Origin of the sequence: Streptomyces sp. NPDC127084, assembly GCF_042724175.1 — a bacterium.
Lineage (GTDB): Bacteria > Actinomycetota > Actinomycetes > Streptomycetales > Streptomycetaceae > Streptomyces.
In genome coordinates this window covers 47,553-71,714 of sequence record NZ_JBHXFA010000013.1, presented here as the reverse complement: position 1 = coordinate 71,714, position 24,162 = coordinate 47,553, and the positions used below count along the sequence as shown (strand labels likewise).

20 protein-coding genes and 2 pseudogenes are annotated in these 24,162 nt (G+C 70.8%); 9 read left to right on the top strand and 13 right to left on the bottom strand.

Going from position 1 to position 24,162, the window contains the following annotated elements; all coding sequences use genetic code 11:
• Together ACFWI9_RS05515 and ACFWI9_RS05510 are read left to right on the top strand one after the other, a co-directional pair.
• Positions 1 to 322 (top strand): annotated as a pseudogene (locus ACFWI9_RS05515) (hypothetical protein); the annotation flags it as partial.
• Positions 319 to 1,164, top strand: a pseudogene (locus ACFWI9_RS05510) (lysylphosphatidylglycerol synthase domain-containing protein); the annotation flags it as partial. The pseudogenes ACFWI9_RS05515 and ACFWI9_RS05510, both read left to right, overlap by 4 nt.
• A gap of 30 nt (positions 1,165 to 1,194) precedes the next feature.
• On the opposite strand, the gene ACFWI9_RS05505 reads toward ACFWI9_RS05510, so the two are convergent.
• Positions 1,195 to 2,079, bottom strand: coding sequence for a RibD family protein (locus ACFWI9_RS05505; protein WP_387159206.1), 885 nt, complete (start codon positions 2,077 to 2,079; stop codon positions 1,195 to 1,197).
• Positions 2,076 to 2,810, bottom strand: a complete 735-nt coding sequence (locus tag ACFWI9_RS05500; RefSeq protein WP_387159201.1) for a creatininase family protein — start codon at positions 2,808 to 2,810, stop codon at positions 2,076 to 2,078. Before ACFWI9_RS05500 ends, ACFWI9_RS05505 begins: the two co-directional genes overlap by 4 nt.
• A 111-nt stretch (positions 2,811 to 2,921) precedes the next feature.
• Here ACFWI9_RS05500 and ribA point away from each other — a divergent pair, with 111 nt between their 5' ends.
• The 3 genes from ribA (at position 2,922) to ACFWI9_RS05485 (ending at position 5,947) form a co-directional block, all read left to right on the top strand.
• A complete protein-coding gene (gene ribA / locus ACFWI9_RS05495) occupies positions 2,922 to 3,599 on the top strand; it encodes a GTP cyclohydrolase II (protein ID WP_387159200.1) in 678 nt (225 codons plus the stop codon).
• Between the two features lie 218 nt (positions 3,600 to 3,817).
• A complete protein-coding gene (locus ACFWI9_RS05490) occupies positions 3,818 to 4,639 on the top strand; it encodes a maleylpyruvate isomerase family mycothiol-dependent enzyme (protein ID WP_387159199.1) in 822 nt (273 codons plus the stop codon).
• A 348-nt stretch (positions 4,640 to 4,987) separates the two neighbouring features.
• On the top strand, positions 4,988 to 5,947 hold the full coding sequence (locus ACFWI9_RS05485; RefSeq protein ID WP_387159198.1) for a D-2-hydroxyacid dehydrogenase family protein: 960 nt from the start codon (positions 4,988 to 4,990) through the stop codon (positions 5,945 to 5,947).
• Positions 5,948 to 5,950: 3 nt separating this feature from the next.
• Here ACFWI9_RS05485 and ACFWI9_RS05480 read toward each other — a convergent pair whose 3' ends face one another.
• From ACFWI9_RS05480 to ACFWI9_RS05470, 3 genes are all read right to left on the bottom strand, one after another.
• The gene (locus tag ACFWI9_RS05480; protein WP_387159197.1) at positions 5,951 to 6,604 is read right to left on the bottom strand and encodes a hypothetical protein; all 654 of its coding nucleotides are present in this window, start codon (positions 6,602 to 6,604) and stop codon (positions 5,951 to 5,953) included.
• 198 nt (positions 6,605 to 6,802) lie between these two features.
• Positions 6,803 to 9,064 carry an FG-GAP repeat domain-containing protein gene (locus ACFWI9_RS05475; RefSeq protein WP_387159196.1) on the bottom strand — a complete coding sequence of 754 codons (2,262 nt, stop codon included), beginning with the start codon at positions 9,062 to 9,064 and terminating at the stop codon, positions 6,803 to 6,805.
• Between the two features lie 314 nt (positions 9,065 to 9,378).
• Positions 9,379 to 10,653, bottom strand: coding sequence for a phytase (locus tag ACFWI9_RS05470; protein ID WP_387159195.1), 1,275 nt, complete (start codon positions 10,651 to 10,653; stop codon positions 9,379 to 9,381).
• Positions 10,654 to 10,820: 167 nt separating this feature from the next.
• Between ACFWI9_RS05470 and ACFWI9_RS05465 the strand changes: the two genes are divergently transcribed.
• Positions 10,821 to 11,378 (top strand): DoxX family protein, encoded by a 558-nt coding sequence (locus tag ACFWI9_RS05465; protein WP_387159194.1) that lies wholly within the window; start codon positions 10,821 to 10,823, stop codon positions 11,376 to 11,378.
• Positions 11,379 to 11,537: 159 nt separating this feature from the next.
• On the opposite strand, the gene ACFWI9_RS05460 is transcribed toward ACFWI9_RS05465, so the two are convergent.
• Complete coding sequence (locus ACFWI9_RS05460) at positions 11,538 to 14,681, bottom strand: glycoside hydrolase family 3 N-terminal domain-containing protein (RefSeq protein WP_387159193.1); 3,144 nt, start codon at positions 14,679 to 14,681, stop codon at positions 11,538 to 11,540.
• Positions 14,682 to 14,867: 186 nt separating this feature from the next.
• On the opposite strand from ACFWI9_RS05460, the gene ACFWI9_RS05455 reads away from it, so the two are divergent.
• On the top strand, positions 14,868 to 15,671 hold the full coding sequence (locus ACFWI9_RS05455; protein ID WP_387159192.1) for a PP2C family protein-serine/threonine phosphatase: 804 nt from the start codon (positions 14,868 to 14,870) through the stop codon (positions 15,669 to 15,671).
• A 6-nt stretch (positions 15,672 to 15,677) separates the two neighbouring features.
• Complete coding sequence (locus ACFWI9_RS05450) at positions 15,678 to 16,982, top strand: phosphoribosyltransferase family protein (protein ID WP_387159191.1); 1,305 nt, start codon at positions 15,678 to 15,680, stop codon at positions 16,980 to 16,982.
• Positions 16,983 to 17,065: 83 nt separating this feature from the next.
• Here the strand turns inward: ACFWI9_RS05450 and ACFWI9_RS05445 are convergent, their stop codons facing one another.
• From ACFWI9_RS05445 to ACFWI9_RS05420, 6 genes are all read right to left on the bottom strand, one after another.
• Positions 17,066 to 18,262: a thiolase family protein gene (locus ACFWI9_RS05445; RefSeq protein WP_387159190.1), complete on the bottom strand. Its 1,197-nt coding sequence runs from the start codon at positions 18,260 to 18,262 to the stop codon at positions 17,066 to 17,068.
• A 152-nt stretch (positions 18,263 to 18,414) separates the two neighbouring features.
• Positions 18,415 to 19,125 (bottom strand): vitamin K epoxide reductase family protein, encoded by a 711-nt coding sequence (locus ACFWI9_RS05440; RefSeq protein ID WP_387159189.1) that lies wholly within the window; start codon positions 19,123 to 19,125, stop codon positions 18,415 to 18,417.
• A 457-nt stretch (positions 19,126 to 19,582) separates the two neighbouring features.
• Positions 19,583 to 20,101 carry a DUF5949 family protein gene (locus ACFWI9_RS05435; protein WP_387159188.1) on the bottom strand — a complete coding sequence of 173 codons (519 nt, stop codon included), beginning with the start codon at positions 20,099 to 20,101 and terminating at the stop codon, positions 19,583 to 19,585.
• Positions 20,102 to 20,273: 172 nt separating this feature from the next.
• Complete coding sequence (locus ACFWI9_RS05430; RefSeq protein WP_387159187.1) at positions 20,274 to 20,564, bottom strand: hypothetical protein; 291 nt, start codon at positions 20,562 to 20,564, stop codon at positions 20,274 to 20,276.
• Positions 20,565 to 20,977: 413 nt separating this feature from the next.
• Positions 20,978 to 21,217 (bottom strand): chaplin, encoded by a 240-nt coding sequence (locus ACFWI9_RS05425; protein WP_387159186.1) that lies wholly within the window; start codon positions 21,215 to 21,217, stop codon positions 20,978 to 20,980.
• A gap of 274 nt (positions 21,218 to 21,491) precedes the next feature.
• Positions 21,492 to 21,731: a chaplin gene (locus ACFWI9_RS05420; RefSeq protein ID WP_387159185.1), complete on the bottom strand. Its 240-nt coding sequence runs from the start codon at positions 21,729 to 21,731 to the stop codon at positions 21,492 to 21,494.
• A 380-nt stretch (positions 21,732 to 22,111) separates the two neighbouring features.
• Here ACFWI9_RS05420 and ACFWI9_RS05415 point away from each other — a divergent pair, with 380 nt between their 5' ends.
• Positions 22,112 to 23,197, top strand: coding sequence for a glycosyltransferase (locus ACFWI9_RS05415; protein ID WP_387159184.1), 1,086 nt, complete (start codon positions 22,112 to 22,114; stop codon positions 23,195 to 23,197).
• Between the two features lie 188 nt (positions 23,198 to 23,385).
• On the opposite strand, the gene ACFWI9_RS05410 is transcribed toward ACFWI9_RS05415, so the two are convergent.
• Entirely contained in the window at positions 23,386 to 24,048 is a 663-nt protein-coding gene (locus tag ACFWI9_RS05410; RefSeq protein ID WP_387159183.1) for a chaplin, read from the bottom strand.
• Between the last annotated feature and the right edge of the window lie 114 nt (positions 24,049 to 24,162).

Here is a 24,162-nt window from a genome sequence, read left to right as displayed (position 1 = left end):
CCGGGTGCAGCCGAGTCGGTGGCGGCTGGGCGGCGACACGGCGACACGTCTGCTCGCCGCCGAGTGGCTGCGCGGCTGGGGGGGCGCCGCCGGCGCGCCGCGGCCGGACCTCGCCGCGCAGGCCGACGCGTATCTGCACCGGCGTCTGGCGGCCTGTGCGGCAGACGAGTTGACCGCGACGCTGCACCACAGCGACGTGCTGGCACTGCCCGGGACGGCGGGCGGTTGTGCGAGTGGTATCGCGAGCGCGGGAGCGAGCGACGGTACGAGCGGTAGCGCGGGCGGCGTCACAGGCGGTGGCACGGGGGCCGGGGCTTCATGATCCTGCGGGCGGTCAGGGCGCGCGCCGGCATGCTCGCCGGGGCGGCCATCCTGGTGGGGATGGTGTGGTGGCAGGGCACCGGCGCGATCATCGCCGGTGTGCGCGGGATCGACCTCCCTGTCGTGCTGGCCGCCCTCGGCCTCGGTCTGCTCACCACCGTGCTCAGCGCCTGGCGTTGGTGCCTGGTGGCCCGGGGTCTCGGTATCCGGCTGCCGCTCGGGCGGGCCGTCGCCGACTACTACCGTGCGCTGTTCCTGAACGCGGCACTGCCCGGCGGCGTGCTCGGCGATGTGCACCGCGCGGTGCGGCACGGGCGCAGCGAGGGGGATGTCGGCCGGGGTGTGCGGGCGGTGGTCCTGGAACGCGTCGCCGGTCAGGCGGTACTGATCGCGGTCGGCGTGCTGCTGCTGGTCGGGCGTCCCACGCTCGCGCTGGGGGAGGCGGGCCGGGCGGTCGGTGACCTGCTCACCTCGCCCGCGGTGCCGGCCGTACTCGCGGTGGGCTGCGGATCGGTGGCCCTCGTCATGCGCCGCACACGCCGTGAACCGGCCTCGCGCTGGGTACGAGCCCTGCGCACCACGCTGACCGAGGCCCGCAGCGGTCTGTTCGCCAGGGGCAGCTGGCCGGGGGTGCTGTTCTCGTCGGTCGCCGTACTCGCCGGGCACCTGGGCATGTTCCTGGTCGCCGCCAGGGCCGCGGGGGCGACCGCCCCGGCGGCCGAGCTGCTGCCGCTGATGGTGCTGGCGCTGCTGGCGATGGCCCTCCCGCTGAACGTCGGCGGCTGGGGGCCCAGGGAGGGCGTCACCGCCTGGGCCTTCGGCACGGCCGGGCTCAGCGCCTCGCAGGGTCTGAGCGTCGCGGTGGTCTACGGGCTACTCGCCTTCGTCGCCAGCCTGCCCGGTATCGCCGTCCTCGCCGTCCAGTGGCTCTCCGGACTGCGCGGCAGCCCGCAGGTCGAGCTCGAAGAGGGTGTCCTCGCCGAGGATGGCCCGTCGTACGGGGGGCCGCAGGGCATCGCGCATCCGAGCGGGGCCGGGGAAGGCGAGCCCGGGGACGCCGTCGCCGAGCAGCACGGGCGCCACGGTCACATACAGCCGGTCGAGCGCGCCCGTGTGGAAGAAGCGGGAGACCGTGACGCCGCCGCCCTCCACAAGCAGCCGGCCGAGACCGCGGCGCGCGAGCTCGTGCACCAGGCGGCGCGGACCGAAGGCGGCACGGTCCGGCAGCACGAGCACATCGACGCCCTCGCCAAGTCCGGAGGTGTCGTGCTCACTGTCGGCGGCCAGCACCCACAAGGTCGGGGCGGCGCCGTCGGTGAACAGCTTGTGCCCCAGCGGTACTCGGCCGTGCGGGTCGAGCACGACCCGCACCGGGTTGGTCCCGGCGCAGGCGCGGACCGTGAGCTGGGGATCGTCGGCGACGGCGGTACCGGCTCCGACCAGCACCCCGTCGGCCAGGGCGCGCAGCCGGTGCAGATGGCAGCGGTCCTCCTCGCCGGTGACATAGTCGGCGTCGCCGGTACGGCTGGCGATGAACCCGTCCAGGCTCTGCCCGAGTTGGGCGAAGGTGAAGTGGGGACCGGCCAGGCACAGCGACAGATAGCGATCAGCGAGTTCATCCGCCTCCGGCAGGGCGGGAACCGCCCAGTGCCAACGCCCGTGCTCGTCGGTGACAAGCCCGGCGGCGGACGCGTCCGCACCGGATCGTACGGTGAGCAGCCGCCGCCAGGCGCCGGCCGCGTCAAGCGGTCCGCTCATCGCGTCTCCCCCAGGGCGTCAACGGGCGCGGTGAGAAGTGAGAAGTAATCACCGAAGGATTCGACAAGACCGGCAAGCAATAGCTTTCCCTTTTCCGCGGATGCCATTGATGGCCGTCCCACGACACCCGATTCCGTATAAGCATTCATGCCGAGCGTGAGCAGATGCCGCCGATCGTCGGCAAGGAAATCGGATGTCTCATAACCGGGCCGGACCAGTTCGGGATGATCGTGCAGCAGGATCGACGCCTCGACTTCGCCCGCATGCATATCGCTGTGCGACGAAGTCCGCACTCCCGCACGCTCCCGCGCTGCGCCCCAGTCGGCGGAACCGGGGAACAACGCCATACGCGTACCCGTGCCGGCGGACTCCTGAACCACGTTGCGCAGCACATAGTTTCCGCCATGTCCATTGATCAGCACGAGGTCCCGGATACCGGAGCGGCGCAGCGATTCGGCGATGTCCCGGATGACCGCGTAGAGCGTGGCAGCGGAGATGCTGACGGTCCCGGGCCAGTCCGCGTGCTCGTGTGAGCAGGAGATAGTCACAGGTGGGAGGCATTGGACGGGGTAGGCGGCGGCTATCGCCTCCGCGATGGCGCAGGCCACGACCGTGTCCGTCATCAGGGGGAGAAACGGCCCGTGTTGCTCAAAACTGCCGATGGGCAGAACGGCCACGGTAGCCCGTCCATCCCGCACGTCATCCGTTGTCGTGTCCAGCGGGCCACTCATCTTTCCCGACCCTTTCACTCTTCCTCTTCATACCGGGCGTTTCAGAGATCAGTTGAAAACTTCTCGCCGATTCCTGGCCCATCGCCAGAGGTTACCCGATATGATCTGGCCATGATAGATACCGATGGCTCTCACGTCGGCTCGAAGGTGGACACGGTGCGTGCATCCTGCGTCGAACGCAGGGCAAATGTCCGACTGTCCACGGTACACGGCGATTTTCTCGCCGTCGGCTACCTGGATCGCATTCGCGGCGACGAACAAATCGCTTTGGTTTACGGCGACATCGAGGGAGAGGGCGCGCTCACCCGTGTGCATTCGGAGTGCCTGACCGGTGACGCCTTCGGCTCCAAGCACTGCGAGTGCGGCGACCAACTGGACGCCGCCCTGCGCGCGATCGTGCGTGAGGGCCGCGGCGTGCTGCTGTACCTCACGGGTCACGAGGGCCGCGGGATCGGCCTGCTGGCCAAGCTCCAGGCGATGCAGCTCCAGGCCGAGGGCCTGGACACCGTCGAGGCCAACCTCGCGCTCGGACTCCCGGCCGACGCACGGGACTTCCAGGTCGCGGCGGACATGCTGCACGACCTCGGGGTGCGGTCCGTACGGCTGATGTCCAACAACCCGCGAAAGCGCGAGGACCTCCTCAAGCACGGCATCGAGATCGCCGAGCAGGTGCCACTGCTGACGGCCCCGCGCGAGGAGAACATCGCCTACCTGCGGACCAAGCGGGAGCGGATGGGTCATCTGCTGCCCCATCTGGACCGCCTGGACCAGGCCTCGGGCCAGCGCTGAACCAAGCCGGCACAACCGGCACAAAACAGCCTGAACAAGCCCGAAACGGCCGAAGCGCCACCAGGGCCGGCCGGACCGCGAGCACTGCCACCGGTCCACGGCCGGACCCGGCACGCCCGGCCGACGCTCCCCGCCGCCTGCCCCTTGCCGTCGGCGCCGCCTCCTGATTGGGTACGCGGACACATGGCGGGGCACAGCGTGGCAGGGGAGGGCGCGGCGTGGAACCGACAGCCGGGCGGAACACACAAGGCACGCTGCCCAGCGGCCTCGACAGGGCGATACGCGGCACCGCCGAGGACATCGCCGCGCTACTGCGCGGCGTCGCCGACACAAGCGGCCCGGTGCCCGGCTCCGACTGGACCCTCGGCGAGGCGGCGGCGCATCTGGCGCAGGCCAACGAACTGATGGCCGACGTGGCGGCCGGCCATGAGCGCAGCCACGGCGACGGCACCCCGGGCAGCCTGGCCGAGGCCAACGAACTCGCCCTCGCGGCATTCGCCGAGCGCGCTGCGGACCCGCTGGCCCGGATGATCACGGACCAGGCCGAGGCCTTCCTCACCGCCGTGGCCGAACTCCCGGCGGACCGCACCCTGACCACCCCGCTGGGCTCGATGAGCCCTGCCGAGTTCGGCTCGTACCTGCTGACCCACATGCTGGGCCACGGCTACGACATCGCCCGCGCGGTGGGCCGCCCCCATATGATCGACCGCAGCCGCGTCGAGCTGTCCCTGCCGTTCCTGGTCACGGCAATGCCCCGCGTCGTCAACCCCACTGCCACGGCCGGGCTTTCGGCCCGCTACACCATCCGCCTGCACGGCGGCACAGCCTTCGGCGCCACGTTCACGAACGGCGCGGTGACCGTCTCCACCGAGCCCCCGCAGCGCCCCGACTGCACGATCCTCACCGAACCGGTCGCCTTCTTCCTGATGGCCCTGGGCCGCCGGGGCCCCTGGGGCGCCATGGCCCGCGGCGGCGTACTCGCCTGGGGCCGAAAGCCCTGGCTCGCGCCGCGCTTCCCCACCCTGTTCACGGCGCCCTGAGGCAACGGGCCGATATCGCCTGGCGGATCGGTGCCCGGTCGGGCAGGGTGCCGGTGATGAGCGATGAGTACGACATGTCCTACGCCCTGTCCGACTCCGTCGAGGGTCTGCTGCAACGGGGGCGTGGCCTGGGCGCGGTGCGAGCGCTCAAGGACCCTCGGCGATCTGCCGTGTTCGTGTATGACGGGATCCGCCGTGACTGGCGGTGGGACCACCAGGCCGACGAACCCTCACGGCCACGCACAGCCCCGACCGCACGTGTCCCTTGCGGCCTCACCGGGTGGGGCAGGCGATCGACGATCATGGACGGAGTCCCGCACCACCGAAGCCCCATGGGAGACCGCTGACATGAAGCTGCGCTGCGCAGTGCTCGATGACTTCCAGTCCGTCGCGACCACCGTCACCGACTGGTCGCCCGTCGCCGACGAGGTCGAAGTCGTCAGCTTCAGCGAGCACTTCGCCTCGTACGACGAACTCGGCACCGCGCTCGCCGACTTCGACATCGTCGTGACCCTCCGCGAACGGGTTCCTTTCCCGGCGACCCTGATCAGCCGGCTTCCGCGGCTGAAGCTGCTCATCGCGTCCGGCATGCGCAACTCCGTCATCGACTTCACAGCCGCGGAGAAGCACGGTGTCACCGTCTGCGGCACCGCCAGCTCCTCCACACCGCCGGTGGAGCTCACCTGGGCACTGCTGCTGGGTCTCGCCCGGGGGGTCGTGGCCGAGGCGACCGCGCTGCGTGCGGGCGGACCCTGGCAGTCAACGGTGGGGGCGGATCTGCACGGGCGGCGGCTCGGGCTGCTGGGTCTCGGCAAGATCGGGAGCAGGGTTGCGCGGGTCGGTCTCGCCTTCGGGATGGAGGTCATGGCGTGGAGCCAGAACCTCACCGAGGAGCGCGCCGACGAGGTCGGCGTCAGCCTGGCCGCGTCCAAGGAACAGCTCCTGCGGAGCAGCGACTTCGTCTCCGTACATCTGGCACTCAGCGACCGCACCCGTGGTCTGGTGGGTGCGGCGGAACTGGGGCTGATGCGGCCCGGCAGCTATCTGGTCAACACCTCGCGGGCCGCGATCGTCGACCAGGACGCCCTGATCGCCGCCCTGCGGGCCGGTGCCATCGCCGGTGCGGGCATCGATGTGTTCGACATCGAGCCGCTCCCGGCCGGCCATCCGATGCGCAGCACACCGCGTCTGCTGGCCACCCCGCACCTCGGCTATGTCTCACGGGCCAACTACGAGACGTACTACGGGCAGGCCGTCGAGGACATCCGGGCGTATCTGGACGGGGCACCCGTCCGCCGCCTGGGATAGCCGTCAACGGGGCAGGTACATATACGTGTTCTGGAGCTCGTCCTGGACGACATGCGCCTCGCCGTCCACCGTCCGTACACGCAGGTCCTCCTCGGGGGTCCGTACCCCGAACGACCAGCCGTCAGGCAGACTCAGCCGGTCGCCGAGCGCGGCGAGGGTGTCCAGGGTCAGGCTGTCGTCCACGATGTGGGCGTAGGCCTGGAGGACATAGGTGCGGCCGTCGGCGTCACGCAGCGTGTAGATCGGCTTTCCCCCGGCCAGGAGGTACTCCGTGTCGCGCTTGACCATGATGTCGACGTAGGCCTTCCTCGGTGCCGCCCCGCTCGGGTCGGCTTCCGGAGGGATGTTCACCTCGGCCACCAGCCGGGCCTCGACACCGTCGAAGGTGCTCACCCCGCCCACCGCGAACGCCGTGAGCTCGTCGATCGCCCAGTAGCGCGGACCGTTGAGCAGCACCATGGGGACCTTGAACTCCGCTGCCAGCGAGCCGGGGTCGAGCCCGTTCCACCAGTCCTCCGGGCAGTCGTTGAGCCCGAGCGTGTTGTAGACGGCCGCCTTGAGCCCGTCGGAGCCGTCGGGTGAGATCAGCAGGATCTCGCCGTAACGCGTGCCCCTCAGGCCACTGATGTGGCGGGGCGCCTCAGTGGTACGGGTCATGGCGCGCCTCCCTCTCGGCTCCTCCTGAACATTCAGCATCCATCAGGACGAAAGGGGTCGCCACCCAGGCCTTGCAGTGCCCCGCTGCGGAAGCAGGCGGGGCAGTGGCCGGGGGTGGATGCGCGGTAGGCGCGGTCGCAGGTGTCGCCGTTCGCCGCCCGGACGGTGACCGGGCGGCGAACAGTCAGGCGGGGAGGGTCAGGAGGGGCGGTACGACTTCAGGACCGCTGTGCTGCCGATCTGCGTGCGGTTGGCGAGGCCTCCGGTGCCCTTGCCGGCGTTGAGCCAGGCCCGGCCCGAGGTGTCCCGGGAGACAACGTCGGCCTTGCCGTCGCCGTTGAGATCCCCGGCGCCGACGACATCGGTGTAGCTGCCGCCCCAGTCCTTGAAGACGAGGGCGCGGCGCTCGAAGGTGCCGACGCCGTTACCGATTCCGGTGCCCTCGTAGCGCCAGAGCTCACCGGATTTGTCGAGGGCCAGGATGTCGGCCTTGCCGTCGCCGTTGAGGTCTCCGGTGCCGATGAGCTTCTTGTAGGTGTTCCAGCCGCTCCCGACCTTGACGCGGGAGGCGAAGGCGCCGTTGCCGTTGTTCGGGTACAGGTAGAGGTAGCCGCTGGCGGAGGACCGGGCCAGCAGATCGGGCCTGCCGTCACCGGTGAGGTCACCGGTGGAGACGACGCTGTCGTACTTCCAGTCGGAGGAGATCTTCCTGTACGCGGTCCCCTCCGAGGGCAGCCCGCCGCAGACCGGGGTGTACATCCGGACCTCGCCGGAGCCGAGACGGACCAGCACGTCGTTGCAGCGGTCCCCGTCCAGGTCCCCGAAGGGCAGCACCTCCGGGGTCTGGGTCCAATCCGCCCGGTGGACGTACGCAAGTCCGGTGGCGTCACCGGAGATGGTCCTGATGGTGTTCGAACCGGTGGCGACGCCGAGGATGTCGGGCCTGCCGTCGTCGTCGTAGTCGCGCCACTTGGGCAGCGCGCGGCTGCCGGTCGTCGAGGTGAAGGTCCGGTACGCGTACTTCCCGTCCACGTACGTCTGCGTGCTCCACAGCGCGACCGGGCGCCCCTGGGAGTCGGTGGCCACTTCCGTCGTCGGCCCGTACCTGTCGATTCCCGTACCGATGACCTTCGGCGCCGACCACGAACCCGCCGCGTACGTGGAGGTCTTCACGTCCGTGCCCGCGTACTCGCCGTCGCTGAAACGGTTCTGGCCCCAGGTGACCACGACCGAGCCGTTACCGGCCAGCGTGGCGCGCAGACTGCCCTCCATGTCGCCGACCACGGCGTTGGAAGACGGGAACCGCTGTACGGCCGCCCACTTCCCGGTGACCGCCGACCGCACGGAGTAGCCGGGTGTGCCGCTGGCGCCGTAGTACGAGCTGGAGGGGGCCACGCTGATCACCATCAGGTCGCCGTTCGGCAGCGCCAGCATCTGGGGGCGCGACCGGGTACGCGAGGACACCCCGACGGACTCGACCGGGCTCCAGGCCGTGGCGCCGGCCGCCTTGACGGCGTACTTGCCGGACGAGAACCAGTGGAATCCGCCCTTGGGATGCGCGGAGAGCACGACGCCTTCCGGCTGCTCGCCGAGCTGCGGCAGGTCGGCCGGCTGCGCCCAGGAGGTGGCCCCGGCGGCCCGCTCCAGAACCTTGTAGTGCCACTTCCAGGCGGTCGGGTCGTGGTCGACGCCGTCGCCCTCGTACCTGGTGTTGCCGCCCCAGATCACCATGGCGGAGCCGTCGTTCGCGACTGCGAGCCGGAGGTCGTACAGGCGGTAGACGTAGTCGTTGTCCGGGCGCTCGACGGGTCCCGGCAGTTGGTCGAGCACCGCCGGGGCGGACCAGGGACTGCCCGGTGCCGGACGCTCGGACACGGTCAGCCGCCGGTCGTCGTCCATCCACGCGGCGGCGAGTCGGCCGGAGGCATTGCCCGCGAGGGTGACGCTGCCGGCTGCCGGGACCGTGGCGATGGTCTCGGCGGCCGAGAAGCCGGTGGCGCCGGGCACGAGCCGGGCGAACCGGAGCACCTTGGCCGTGCCGTCGGCGGTCTGCTCCGTCCAGTGCGTCACGACGGACCCGTCGCCGATCACGCTGATCGCACTGGCGGTCGTGGGCACAGCGGGCAGCCAGCTCGTGCTGCCCGCCGGGCGTACGGAGGTCGCCATCCGCCTGCCATCGGCAGTGGCCTGCCGCACGAGGGCCACGATCGTGCCGTCCTTGGCCGATCTCATGTCCATGACCTCTCCGAGCCCGGAGAGTTCCTTCGCCGTACCCCACCGGCCCAGCGTCGTCCCACTCGCGGTGCCCGCGGTCGCGGCCGGGGCAAGACCGGGGGTGGTCGCCGGGGCAAGACCGGGGGTGGTCGCCGAGGGAGCGGCGATGGCGCTCGGTGCGGCGAGCGCCAGGAAGAGTGCGGGCGTCAGTGCGAGGCCGAGACTCGTACGGGCACGCAAGGTCATGGTTTCCCCCCAGGTGTCAGGCCATGCTGAATAGACGCAGGCCACAGCGCCGCAGCGTATATCAGCCGAAATCAGCAATGCCCTCCGGGAACCGGCGGCCCCGGCCGCGGCAGCTCGATTCCGGCGGCGGGAACGGGGCGGACGTCGCCTGACGCGGCACCAAAGCGTGTTGCAGAACGGTCCGGTTGATCGCCCAGAGGCTCACGCGCGAGATCAACAGGCGTCGCCAGTCGCCAGGAATCCGGACAAAGCGTTGACCTCAACAAGCCTGATCACGGCGGGAGACTAGCGCCGAGCTGGTTCTGCAACACGCTTCAGAAGTGCTTCATCACCTCGCCGAGGTCCACGAACTTGAAGCCGGTCGCCTCGCGTTCGCCCTCTGCCGGGGTGGCGTGGCCGTCCTGGACCACCAGCAGCCCGTGCGGATAGCGCCTGCCCAAGGGCGCGTTGAGTACGGCCGCCCCGTCGCACTCCTCGGAGCCGTCCAGGGCCGCCGATGCGGCGGTGATACGGAAGCCGCCCTCGTACTCGTTGCGGTCGCTCAACTCCCTGTCGTACAACGCGAAGGTGTTGTCGCCCTGGCTGGAGGCCAGCACGTATCCGTCGCCGTCCGGCTCGGTCAGCAGCGTCAGGCCCTCGACGTCGGCGGCCAGCCGGGAACCGCCGTAGCCGGGGTCGGTGCCGGGAGCGCACTCCTCGGTCTGTTCGTCGTAGGTGCCGGGAACGCCGTACTCACGGACCTTGTCGACGAGCTTCGGGGTTCCCTTCAGGTCCGCCCTGACCCGCCAGATACCCACGTCCTCCTGGCCCGCGTAGAGCATCCCGTTGGCGGGGTCCACCACCATGCCCTCGACCTGGGGCAGTTCGCCCGGCTCCGCGCACGGAGTCCAGGAAGCGCCGTTCGGGAGGCGGAAGGTGGACGGCAGGGACAGGGTGCGGACCGTGCGGTAGGTGACCGTGCCGGCCGGGGTGGGGCGGATTTCGAGCAGCGCCACACTGGTGCGGTTGCGCCGGCTCACCAGGGCGTAGGAACGGCCGCTGGTCCGGTCGGTCCAGGTGGCCAGGCCGTAGGCGGTCTTCTGGTCGTTGATCTCGTCCTGGTCCTTGGAGAAGACCGGGGGCGCGGCGGGGTCGGTGACATCGGTCAGCGGGCTGCCCTCACCGCTGACGCGGTAGAACCGCAGCCGGTCGTGGCCCCGGTCCGTGGTCACGGCGAGATCGGTGCGTGCGCCCGACAGGCGCAGCCCCTGCACCAGGTCCACGTTGTTGAACCGGCCCGGGGCGTCGTCCGGGCCGTCGGCCGGGGGTGCCGCGACCGTCTGGATCAGCCGCGCGTCCAGGTCGTAGACCCGCAGTCCACCCTCCTTGGCGGTGGCGATCACCATGCTGCGGTCCGGGTCGGCGGCGTTGCGCCAGATCGCCGGGTCGTCCGCGTTGGCGTTGCCGCCCGCCTCGTCGTCGTACAGCGTGGGCGTCTCGGCGCGCGGCGTGACGGTGAGCAGCGGCGCGGCGGAAGGGGCGGGGGCGGCCGCGGTGAGCGCCGCGAGGACCGTACCCAGGGCGGCGACGGTGGTCGTCCTCAAGCTCACGTGTACTCCTCTGTCGCAGTGGCTGGACGGCTACCCGCTGAGGCTCCGGGCGCGAAGTGACATCCCGGAGACCTCCACAGGGTGTCTGCATGTGCACGTCATGAACAGGCCTCACCTGGACTGCCCCGTCGGCGAGGGCGCACTATCGAAAGGGAGGTGACTCCACCATGAACACGTCCACCGAGGGTGCCCGGCACTCCCCTGCCCATGGTGCAGGACCGGCCCCGTACGCTGTCGGCGCCGCCGACGCCGGGCTGCTGCTCCTGCGGCTGGCCACGGGTGTGATCCTGGCCGGTTTCGGCGCCCAGAAGCTGTTCGGGGTGCTGGGCGGGTCCGGCATCGACGGCACCGGAAAGTGGTTCGCCGATCTCGGCTACCGGCCTGGTTCTCTTTACGCGGGCCTGGCGGGGGCATCCGAGTTCCTGGGCGGGATCGGACTGGCCATCGGGCTGCTCACCCCGCTCGCCGCAGCCGCCGCCGTCGGGGTGATGATCAACGCGATGGCCATCGCCGAGAAGCTGGATCTGTGGGCCGCCACGGGCATCGCCTTCCCGCTGCTCATCGCCGTGTCCGCGGTCGCGGTGGCCGCCGTGGGGCCTGGCAGCCTGGCGGTCGACCGGTTCTTCCCCTGGCGCGACGGCGGCTGGGGAGCCTTCGCCTTCGCCCTGATCGCGGGCGGGATCGGGGCCGCGATCGTGCTCGCGCTCAAGGGCAGCCCGGTGTGACAGCCGGCGACCCGGCAACCAGCGACCAGCGACCAGCACGACGATGACGGCGACGGCGGCAGTCGTGCCGGGCCACGACAGCGGCTCCGGTGGCGCCATGACGCAGGCCCGGGCGTCGCCGAAGCGGGCCTGGGCCTGCGTACGCACTCCCCTCTGCCGTCAGCCCGTGGCGGCCACCGCCCGGTAGGACGTGGTCAGTGCCGCCACCGCGCCCTTCAGATCACCGGCCAGCAGCAGATGGTCGGCCTCGGCGAACGGCTTCGCCACCGCCGCCGTCATCTTCTGCCCGATCCGCTGCTGCGTGATCGCCCGCGCCTTCGCCGCGATGGCACGGCCCGCGTCCGACTTCGCGGCGGCCGCGCCCTGCGCGAGTTGCAACGCCTGCGCCGCGACACCCAGCGCCCGCAGCGTGGCCTCACCGCCAGTCGGCACGGCGGTCAGCGTCGTCAGACCCCAGCCGTAGGGAAACTGCGGATCGTACGTCGCGTCGCCGACGTTGATCGGAAGCTGGGCCTGCGACTTCGGCCAGGTGACGGGCAGTTGCCCGGTGAACGGGCGCTTCCCGTACAGCACGTCCGCCACCCCGTCGCCCTCCGTGCCCGGCAGCCAGGAGGCCACCAGGGCCTCGATACCGCCGAGCCGGTCGCCGATGAGCTGCGGGCGGCCCGAGACAATCAGGACGGCGCACTTCATCGCCCCGCACACCCGGTCGACCGCGGCCTTGTCGGCGGCCGAGAGCTCCAGATCATGCCCGTTGCCGACATCGCCGACGCCTTCCGCGTACGGGGTCTCGCCGACCACCACGACACCCACGTCATGGCCCGTCGTCGGCGCTGACGCGTCCTTGGAGTGGGTGACAGTGCCGGGCGCCGCCTTCTCCATGGCCTGGCGCACCGTGGTGCCCGTGGTGATGGCGCCCGACGAACCCTGCCAGCTGATGGTCCAGCCGCCTGCCTGGTTGCCCAGGTCATCGGCGTTGGACCCGGCCAGGTACACCTTCTGCGAGGTGCGCAGCGGGAGCACGCCGTCCGAGTTCTTCAGCAGCACCTGGGACTTGGCCGCGGCCTCCCTTGCCACCGCCCGGTGGTCGGCCGAACCGACCTGTGCCAGGCCGGCGGTGTCTGCGAACGGCTTCTCGAACAGCCCGAGACGGAACTTCTGCTCCAGGACGCGCGAGACGGCGTCGTTCACCCGGGCCTGGGAGATCCGACCCGCCTGCACCTCCTGGACCAGGGTGCGCCGGAAGTCCTGGTACGCGTAAGGCACCATGATCATGTCAAGTCCAGCATTGACCGAGGTACGCACATCGCTCGCGTAGTCGCCCGGGATCTGGTCGATGGCCTGCCAGTCACTGATCACAAAGCCCTTGAAGCCCATCCGGCCCTTGAGCACGGTGCTGATCAGCTCGGCGCTCGCGTGCATCTTCACCGCGCCCTGACCGTCACCGATGTAGTCGACCGACGAGTACGACGGCATGACCGTGCCGACGCCGTACTTCACCGCCTCCGTGAACGGAGCCAGATGCACCGCCTCCAGCTCGGCGCGCGTGACCCGGGTGACACCCTGGTCGATGGTGTACGTGCCCGTCGTGGACGTGCCGTAGCCGGTGCCGCCGTCACCCACGAAGTGCTTGGCGGTGGCCAGCACCTTGTCCGAGCGGTCGAGATCGCTGCCGTCCGCCGCGCCCTGCATACCGCGGATCACCGTCTCCATGGCAGTGACCAGCGCCGGGTCCTCGCCGAACGCCTCGTATGACCGCCCCCAGCGCTCATCGCGGGTGACACACAGACATGGCGCGAAGTCCCACGGAATCCCGGTGGCGCGCACCTCGGCGGCGGTGACCGCGCCGGTGCGCTCCGCCAGGGCCGAGTCCCGCCCGGCGCCGATGCCGATGTTGTGCGGCATGATCGTGGCGCCGGAGACGTTGTTGTGCCCGTGCACGGCGTCGGCGCCGTAGATCAGCGGGATCTGGAAACGGCCGGCCATGGCACGCGCCTGGTAGGAGTCGACCATCTTGGCCCAGGCCGCGGGGGTGTTGGGGGTCGGCCCCGAGCCGCCGCCGGAGAGCAGCGAGCCGAGCGCGTACGTCGCGATGTCGTCCTGCGCCGCGAGCGCGCCCCGTTCGGCCTGGGTCATCTGACCGGCCTTCTCCTCCAGCGTCATCCGCGAGACCAGGTCGGCGACCCGCGTGCGCACGGGCAGACGGGTGTCGAGATACGGCATCCCATGCGCGTTGATCACGATCTTCGGGACCTCGGGGGGCGCCTTCGCGCCGGTGACGGTCAGCTTCATACCCACCGTCTCGGCGGTCTCGGCCGCCCCGTCCGACCGGGTGGGGACGGCGATCGTGCGGGAGGCGCCGGAGGCGGTGCCCGCGGGGAACGTGACCGTGCCGGACACCGGTGTGTAGTCCGTACCGGCGCTCGCGTCACCGCCCTCGGTGGCGTAGGCGACGGTCACCGGCTGCTCGATCGGCACGCTTCCCACTGTCCCCAGCGTGATCCGGAACTCGGCCGAACTGCCCTCCCGCACCTGGATCAGCGGGCTGTCCACGGCGATCCGCGCCGTACGCGACGGGTCGGGGCTGCCGTACAACTCCACCTGGTCGATGGCGAAGTCGCCCCGTACACCGACCGGGAAGGTGAAGGCATAGCCCCACATCTCGGTCAGTCCGAGTATGCGGTCGATACCGCCGACGGGTTGGTAGTCGGTGCGGTATTCGAGCTGGGAGAAGGGGATTTCGACCAGATGCCAGCCCTGCCAGTCATCGGTGAAGGACGTCGTCCAGAGCTCCGACGCCTCGCCGTTGGCCCCGCCGTCCTTCACCTCGAAGCGGACGCGCTTGCCCGTACCGGCGGGCAGCGGCGCGGAGTTCTGGCCGTACCACCAGAAGCGGATGCCCCGATGCCCGGTCCAGTCCCGCGGGGGGTCGGCGAAGGCGAAATTGTGTGTGAAGCCGCCCCAGCCACTGATGTCGTACGAGCCCTGGAGCACCTTGCCGCCCTCGGGAGCGTCGGAACGCGCCACCAGGCTGAGCGACGGATGGTCGTCGGCGTCGCTGCCCCAGGCGAAGATGCCGTCGGCGGGCGGGCCGGCGAAGGGGACCTCGCCTTCGAACCGGTCGATCGGGACGGGTGGGAAATCGTCCACCCCGGCGCTGGTGGCGGCGGAGGAGGAGCTGAGGGGGAGCAGGGCACTGAGCAGACACGCGGACACGAGCGCGGCGGTCCTGCCGAGTGCCGTACGGGTTGTGAATCCGGTAGGTCTTCTCAGACTGCTGAGCCGGGATCTTGCCTGGTGCATAAGGCTTCCTCCGCTGACGACGGCGCCGGCTGTGGTTCACCGGCCGTGAGTCAACTGCCGCAGACCGTTGCCGTCAAGACTTCACACCAAACCTGGGCACGAGCCAACTCCATTGCCTTCTGAGGCAGTTGTTCGTTCACCATCTGAACGCGGGCACGAGTCGGCCGACCGCGTGACAATGGAGACGTGCCGTACATAGCGGTGACCGCCCTGAGCGACATCGGCCTGGTCCGCGAGCACAACGAGGACAGCCTCGCCGCCGGACCGTGGACCCTGTGCGCGACCGTGACGGAGAACCCCCAGACCCTGCTGTTCCCCCTCGGCACCCCGCTGGTCGTTGCGGTCGCCGACGGACTCGGCGGACAACCGGCCGGTGAGGTGGCCAGCGCGCTGGTGGCACGCAGGCTCGCCGCACTCGGCCCGGGACTCGACGGGGAGCAGGCGGTACGTGACGCACTGGACCTGTGCAACCACTCGGTGTACGCGGCGGCGGAGGCGGACCCGAAGCTGACCGCGATGGGGACGACGGTCGCGGGCGCGGTCGTGCTGCCGGACTCCGTTCTGGTCTTCAACGTGGGCGACAGCAAGGTGTACGAGGTGGGCGAGCCAGCCCAGCCAGAGCAGAAGGAGGCGGGCGGCGAGCGGGCAGAGGCCGGCGTGCGCCGACTGCGTCAGCTGAGCGTGGACGACAGCCCACTACCCGCACCCGGCAGGCGCACCACATCGGCCGTGACCCAGACCCTCGGCGGCCAGCTCTCCCGCACCCCGATCAGCGCGCATGTGTCCCGCTCGCCGCTCGCCGTCGGCGACCGGTGGCTGATCTGCTCGGACGGACTGACCGACCCGGTGCCGGACGAGGAGCTGGACGAACTGCTGCGGACGCACGACGGCGGCCGGGCCGCGTACGAGCTGTGGAAGGCCGCGATCGAGTCCGGCGGCCCCGACAACATCACGCTGGCGCTGATCCGAATCGGAGCGGGAACGGGGTGAGCGGGCATGCACTTCACCGGTCGCACCGACGCGGGCCGGCAGCTCGCCGAAGTGCTGAAGCATCTGCGGGCAGCCGATCCGGTCGTCCTCGGGCTGCCGCGCGGCGGGGTGCCGGTGGCGTACGAGGTGGCACGGGCGCTGGGGGCGCCGCTGGATGTGATCGTGGTACGGAAACTGGGGGTGCCGTACCACCGGGAGCTCGGATTCGGGGCCATCGGGGAGGGCGGGGTACGGATCATCAGTGACGACATCGTCGCCCGCGGCCATGTGTCCCGGCAGGAGATCGAGTCGGTCGAACGCGCCGAGGAAGCCGAACTGACTCGGCAGGCACGCACGTTCAGGGCGGACCGGGAGCGCGTCAGCATCACGGGGCGGACCGTGGTCCTCGTGGACGACGGCATCGCCACCGGAGCCACGGCAGCCGCGGCCTGCGAGGTCGTACGGGCGCAGGGAGCGGCACGGGTGGTGCTGGCCGCACCTGTGGCACCACCGGACGCGGTGGCCTGGCTGCGCGGGGCGGCGGACGAGGTGGTGTGCCTGTCGACACCGCGCGCCTTCACGGCGGTCGGCGAGTGGTACGAGGACTTCTCCCAGACTCCGGACGAGGAGGTCGTCGCGCTGCTGAAACGGGCGGCGACCGCACAGGCCGAGAATGCCGGGAACGCCGAGGAAGCCGAGAAGGCCGCGGGATCCGACGAGGTGGAGGTGGACGCCGGACTCGTACGGCTGGCCGGTGAGCTGACCCTGCCCGGGGACGCGGCGGCGGTGGTGATGTTCGCCCACGGTTCGGGGAGCAGCCGGCACAGCCCCCGCAACCGCTCCGTGGCGCGGGCACTGAACCGGGCCGGCCTCGGCACCCTGCTGTTCGACCTGCTCACCGAGCCCGAAGCGGCCGACCGCGCCAATGTCTTCGACATCGAGATCCTCGCCCGCAGGCTCGCGGACGCCACCCACTGGCTGCGCACCCGCACCCCGGTGCCGATCGGCTACTTCGGGGCGTCCACCGGGGCCGCGGCGGCACTGTGGGCCGCCGCGACGGCGGGCACGGACGTGGGCGCCGTGGTGTCCCGGGGCGGGCGGCCGGACCTGGCCGGTTACCGGCTGGCGGGCGTACGGGCGCCGACACTGCTGATCGTCGGGGGTCTGGACACCACCGTGATCGAGCTCAACCGGCAGGCCCAGACCGAACTGCGCTGCGAGAACCGGCTGGAGATCGTGCCCGGGGCCACGCACCTGTTCGAGGAACCGGGCGCGCTGGACGAGGTCGCCGCGCTCGCCGAGGACTGGTTCATCCGGCAGCTCACCGAGTGACCGAGTCGCCGGGTGACCGGGTTGCCGGGTGACCGGGTTGCCGGGTTGCCGGGTTGCCGAGCGGGCTCGTGAGCTTCGGCCGCTCAGCGTTCCAGGACCAGCGCCAGCCCCTGCCCCACCCCGATGCACAGCGTGGCCAGGCCCGTACCGGAGCCGGCCGCCGCGAGCTGGTGGGCGACCGCGCCGGTGAGCCGGGCACCGGACGCGCCGAGCGGATGCCCGATGGCGATGGCGCCGCCGCGCGGGTTGACGATCTCCGGGTCGAGTCCCGGCCACTGCCGCAGACAGGCCAGCGACTGCGCGGCGAAGGCCTCGTTGAGCTCGACCGTCCGCAGATCGGCGAATTCCCGGCCCGCCTTCTTCAGGGCACGGCGCACGGCCTCGACCGGGCCTGAGCCGAAGTACTGGGGCTCGATCCCGGTGACGGCGGACGCGCCGACCCGGGCCAGCGGCTCGCGGCCGGTGGCGCGCAGCCCGTCTTCGTCCACCAGCAGCAGCGCCGCGGCACCGTCGTTGAGCGGCGAGGAGTTTCCGGCGGTCACAGTCCCGTCGCCGTCCTTGCGGAAGACCGGCTTCAGCTTGGCCAGCGCCTCCATCGACGTGCTGTCGCGGACGCACTCGTCGCGGGTGAGCTCGACGCCTTCGACGGGCACGACCTCGCCGTCGTACAGCCCCTCAGCCCACGCCCGGGCCGCGTTGCGGTGGCTGGCCAGTGCGAACGCGTCCTGTTCGGCCCGTCCGATGCCGTACTTCTCCGCGAGCAGCTCGGCACCCTCGCCCAGGCCGACGGTCCATTCCCCGGGCATGCGCGGGTTGACCATCCGCCAGCCCAGCGTGGTCGAGTACATCTGCTGGTGGCCCACGGGGAAGCCGCGCTCCGGCTTGCCCATCACCCAGGGCGCGCGGCTCATCGACTCGACGCCGCCCGCGACCGCGATCGACGCGTCGCCGACGGCGATGGCGCGAGCCGCCTGGATGACCGCTTCCATCCCGGAGCCGCAGAGCCGGTTCACGGTGGTGCCGGGCACGGTGACCGGCAGGCCCGCGAGCAGCACGGCCATGCGCGCGACATCGCGGTTGTCCTCGCCGGCTCCGTTGGTGTCGCCGAAGAAGACGTCGTCGATCCGGGCAGGGTCGAGCTCGGGCGTACGGGACACAAGGGCCCCCAGCACCCCGGCGGCGAGATCGTCGGGGCGAACGCCGGACAGCGCGCCGCCGTACTTGCCGATGGGCGTGCGGACGGCATCAACGATGTACACGTCACGCAGGCGATCGGTCATGTCAGCTCCTTCATGGCCGTGGCGGTGGCCGTGTCCCACCCAGGGCGCCGTCCAGGCAGCGCGTGACGAGTCTGCGTGTACCCGACACCCATGTCAACGCCCGGCTGCACCGCCGCCCGGCCGCACCTCCGCCGCCGTACGACGTGCTTCGCTCAGCTGATCCAGAACGTCCACCAGCGGGTCAGGATCAGCACCCCGATGACTCCCGTCCACAGCACCGGCGGCATCCAGCCGAACTCCCGCAGCACGGTCCGCACCCCCGCCGGGGCCGGGAGCATCCGGTGGACGACGGTGTGCCGGGTGACGGCGCAGAAGAGCACGATGGTCGCGACCCAGGCCAGTGAGCACCACAGGCACAGCGCGCTGATCCGGTACAGCGACTGGAACTGGAGCCAGGTGCAGAACCCCACCCCGAACAGGGCGCCCGCGTTGAGCCCCAGCCAGAACCAGCGGTGGTAGCGGGCGCTGGCGAGCAGCCCGGCACCGATCGCGATCACGACGGCGTAGCTGACGAGACCCAGCATCGGATTGGGGAAGCCGAAGGCCGCCGCCTGTTCGCTCTTCATGACGCTGCCGCAGGAGACGACCGGGTTGAGGCTGCATCCGGGGGTGAAGCCCGGGTCCTCAAGGAGGTGGAACTTGTCGAGCGTGATCACCCAGGACGCCAGCAGCCCCGCCGCTCCTGTCACCAGCAGCAGCCAGGCGAGGCCACGTGAGGCACCGGAAGCGCCCGTGGAATCTGACGGGGTGTCGTCGGGGGAGCCGGCGGGGCGCGGAACACGCCGGTGCGTGCGTACGTGTCTGCCTGCCGGGTTCCTTGAGTTGGGTGGGTTGGCCGGGTTGGTTGAGTCCGTTGTCCGCATGATGTCCGAAGTCCTGACGGTCCAGTTCTGGCAGTCCTGCAAATCCGGTTTCGCCGGAGTCGCCGATGTCGCCGGTGTCGTCTCCGTGTTTCCCGTCCCCCCGGCGCTCCCTCACCTGGGTCGATGCGCGCACGCAGTAATCACCGCACCGCTCGACGCGACGGATCGTCAGATTCCGATTAGCGTCACAAGTGTCCAGACCCTTGTATCGAGGAGCTCGATCATGAAGCTGACGCTTCGCCACTCGGCGGCTGCTGCCGCCGCCGCCAGCGAAATACCATTCAGGCTCGCCGGGGTCACCCGGGTGCGCGTACCCCACGCAGCCACCCGCCCGGCGAGCGCGACCGATCGTCGTCTGTAACCCGCATGGCCTAATCACGGCCCGGCAGGCGGACATACCACCGCCGCCGGGCCCTTTGACGTGCCCCCGGCATCCGCCCTCGCGCGTGCTCGTATGTCACGCCTGGAGCCGGCGCACCGGCAGCAGGCAGTGGGCCGCAGTCGACAGCACCGCCTCGTCACCCACGAAGTCCCGCAGCTCCCCCTCACTGACCGGCACCCCAGGCGCCGCCTTGGGCCACGGCCGGGTGGCGAAGAGGAAGTACACATGCCCCTGCCCCCGCACCGCGGTCAGCCACTCGGTCGAAACGGCGCACCGGGCGCTGAGGTGAGGCATCGTCAGCAGCGCGGTCCGGCCGCCGTCCTCGATGGCCAGCGTGATCGACGGCTCGCCGTCCCGCACCGCGTCCACCACGTCCACGTACTCACTGCCGATCGGCAGCCCCGACTCCTCGATGAGCTGCCGGGCCGCGACCGCCGCCGCGTCGGGGCCGCCTTCGCCGTCCCCGAGCGAGTACGCCAGCAGGAACGGCATGTCCCGCTCGTCGTCGGGGTGGTCGCCCTTCCAGGCGATGACGACGAGCGTGCCCAACTGGGCGGGGCAGAGCGCGCTTACGGCGCTGAAGGTTGAGGTCACTCTCGGACCTTAGCGATTTATCGGGATTTCTCGTTCAGTCGCCCCACCCAAGCGGGCAACCCCCGGCGTCGATGACTCCGAAGGAGTAATCGACGCCGGAGGGCGCCGAGTGGAGCCGGGGCGCGCTGTAGCGCGCAGGACGCGTCAGGAGGTCTGGGCGAGGCCCGGAGACTCAGGAGCCGTTGACCGGCAGCCCGCCGATCAGCTTGGCCGGGGCGGCCTGCTTGGCCTTGTTCAGCTCGGTGGTCGCGCCCTTGACCTCGTTGAGCAGCGTCCCCGCCTTCTCCGAGTCCAGGGTCTCGCCGGTCAGCGGCTCCGCGGCGGACTTGGACTGGGTGGTGAGGGTGTTGATACCGCCGCCGAGGGTGGTCGCGGGCGGGTAGTCGATGGCGGACGCCGGCGAGGCGGCCCCCGCGGCCACCAGGGAACCGGCGACGATGGCGAGGACCTTCATGGGCTTCATCAGTGAATCTCTCCTTCGGCCACGCGTGTCGCGGCGCAAGTGTCATACGGCTTCGGGCATATTGCGGTTGTTTGCGGCCGACCGCCCGTATGCCTGCCGTAGTGCTCCGTGTTGTGTAACGAGCCCCTGCTGCCGGGGAAACTCCGCAGCCGAGGAATTCTCGGAGCGCAAGCGCGGGGCAGGGGAACGAACGCACGGGAACGAATGCACGGGTCGGACGCATGTGCGCGGGCGCATGGACCCGGAGGCGTGGGACCGGAGGCATGCACTCGGGGGTATGCGACCGGACGCGGGGAAACGGATACGCGCGCCTGAAACGGGGCGACCGCAAACCAAATGACCGCCCTTCCCGGCATGACGGATGTGACGCCATGCAGGGAAGGGCGGTCCCAGGGGAAGTCGGTGAAAGGCGATCAGCCGTTCACGCAGGCGTTGCCCATGGCCGGGTTGAGCAGACCGACAACGCTCACGGTGTTGCCGCAGGCGCCGACCGGAACGTGCACCGGGACCTGGGCCACGTTGCCCGAGAGCACACCGGGCGAACCGGCGGCGGCACCCTGCGCACCGCTGTCGGCGGCGGCGATACCGGCAGAGCCCGCGACAGCGGCGGCGGCAACGGTGGAGAGGACAAAAGCCTTCGCGGTACGCGACATGGACAAACACTCCTTGATCAGGCGTTTCAGAGGTCGGACGTGACTGTCCGGCCCGCTGCTTCAACGGAAGCGATGGCCGCCAGGTTGTGCGGCCATGAGAGTGAAAACCGGTCGGCCGATACGAATGTCAGCGCCCGGCAGCTACGGGGCTTCCCCAGGCCCGGACGGACCGAGGGGGTGGGGCCTCCCCAGGCCCGCAAGGGGCCGAGGGGGTGGGGCCTCCCCAGGCCCGCAAGGGGCCGAGGGGACGGCTGCCGGGACCACTGAAATCGCGTCAGGCGTTCTGGCAGACGCCACCGGAGACCGGGTTGAGCAGACCGACAACGCTCACGGTGTTGCCGCAGACACCAACCGGAACGTGGACCGGGACCTGTGCGGTGTTGCCGGACAGGACCCCGGGCGAACCCTCGGCAGCACCGGTCGCACCGCTGTCGGCGGAGGCCACTCCCGCGCCACCGAAGACCAGCGCGGCCCCGGTGCCTGCCAGCATGACCGACGTGGCGATTCGCTTCATTTTCCTGATTTCCTTTCGGGGTAACCGATGAGGGCAATTCACTCAACGACGGCATCCACCGGCGGATACGGGAGAACCACGAATGGGTTAACCCGGCGGGCCTTCCCCATGCGGCGCAGCGACGCCTGCGCCGTTCGGTGTGAGAATTCCGTTAGAATCACCCATGCGCCCGACAACCGGCCCGAGCGCGAATACGTAAATACGTGAAATACCGGGCCGCCCTTTCGGGACATCCGGCATTCACCATCCGACATTGGTCATATGCTCGGATCGGAGATCCCGTGCTGTCGTCATCCTCTCCAACGGGTCCGCCCGGCCTTTCCGGTACCGCCCGTCCGCCCGGACCGCCCCGCCGCGAACCGGCGGCCGTGCTCCATGTCGTGCAGGCAGCCGACGGAGGAGCCGCGCGGGTGGTCGCCGCTCTGGTGGCCGATCAGGTCCGCGGGGGGCTGCGGGTGGCCGTGGCCTGCCCCGACGGCGGCGGGCTCGCCCGCGCCGCGCGCGGGCTCGGCGCCGAGGTCCACCGCTGGCGGGCGGGCAGCGGACCCGGCCCGCTGCTGCTGCCCGAAGTCGGCCGGCTGGCGCGGCTGGTGGCCCGGGTGCGCCCGGCGATCGTGCACGCGCACAGCGGAAAGGCGGGACTGGCGGCGCGGCTCGCGGTACGGGGCCGAATCCCCACGGTGTTCCAGCCGCACGCCTGGTCGTTCGAGGCGGCCGGCGGCGTCACGGCCGGTCTGGCCCGGCGCTGGGAGCGGTACGGGGCCCGCTGGACGGACCGTGTGGTGTGCGGCAGCGAGGCGGAGCTGCGTACCGCGGAGCGTGCCGGTGTACGGGCCCGCTGGACCGTGATTCCCAACGGCGTGGACACCGAGCACTTCCGGCCCACCCCCGACGGCAGGCCGCGCGTGCTGCCGCCGCTGGTCTCGGATCTGCCCCCGTCCGCGCCGCTCGTGGTGTGCGTGGGCAGACTGTGCCTCCAGAAGGGACAGGACGTACTGCTCACCGCCTGGCAGCAGGTGCTGCGCAGGCTGCCCAACGCCTGTCTGGTCCTGGTCGGCGACGGCCCGGAGGCCGAATGGCTGCGGCTGTCCGCTCCCGCCTCGGTGCGTTTCGCCGGTGCCGTGGCGGACCCGGTGCCCTGGTACCGGGCAGCCGATCTGGTCGTGGTGCCGTCCCGCTGGGAGGGCATGGCACTGACACCGCTGGAGGCGATGGCCTGTGCCCGCCCGGTGGTCGTCACGGATGTCGGCGGCGCGCGCGAGAGCCTCCCACCGGGACACGCCCTGTTCTGTCTGACACCACCCCAGGACCCTTACGCGCTGGCCACCGCCATGGCGGACCTGCTGCTGAACGCACCGCTGCGGACGACCCTGGGGCGCCAGGGGCATCTGCACGTCCTGTCCAGCCACAACGCCAGCTCCACCGCGCAAGCGGTCGCGGACGTCTACCGCCAGCTTGTGCCCTGACGTCTGACACCCCGGCAGACGGCGACGTGACCCGCCCGGAGCCCGGAGACGTTCACCGGCCGGGAGAGTCGAGGGGGGACTCTCCCGGCCGGGAGTCACGCGAAGAGGAAGGAAGCGCGGTGGAAGGACAGAGGGAAGAGGAAGGAAGAGAAAGCAGGGCTGTTACGAGGGCGTGGCCCGGTCTCAGCTCAGCGGCGCCCGCCGGCCATGCCGCGCCGGTACAACACACCGCCGCCGACCAGCAGGGCCATGGCAGCGGCCCCGGTGGCAAGCGAACCCGCACCCATACCGGTCTCGGCAAGCTGCGGGGAGTGGACGGCGCCCGCGACCTCGCTGTCATCCGCCGGCCCACCGGGCTGCGGCAGGACCTGGGCCACCGGCGTCAGCGGCGTGTTCCCCGGCTCCTCGCCGGGAGGCGTGCCCGGCTCCTCCCCGTTCACGCAGGAGTTGCCGGTCACCGGGTTCAGCAGGCCGACCACATCGATGGTGTTGCCGCAGACGTTGACGGGGGCGTGGACAGGGACCTTGACGTTGTTGCCCGACAGCACACCCGGGGAGCCCACGGTGTCGCCCGAGGCCTCGGAACCGGACAGCCCCTGTGCCGAGCGGTTCGCGCAGGCGCTGCCGAACGCCGGGTTGAGGGCTCCGATGACGTTCACGGAGTTGCCGCAGACGTTGACCGGAACGTCCACGGGCACCTGGACGCTGTTGCCCGACAGCACCCCGGGGGAGCCCTGGGCGTCCCCGTCGGCCTGGGAGGCGGCGCTGGCGTACGCACTGTTCAGGGACAGAATGCCGGTGGCCGCCGCGGCCGTCAGGATTCCCTTGGTGATGACCTGTCGCTGTCGCATCTCGTTGTCTTCCCGCTGTTGGTTCGAAGGCCGGTCCTCTGGGGGCCAGCCCCGCGGAACGCCACACACACCCGCGCAGAGGGCCCCCCCGCGCCCCCCGCCGCACCGAGAAAA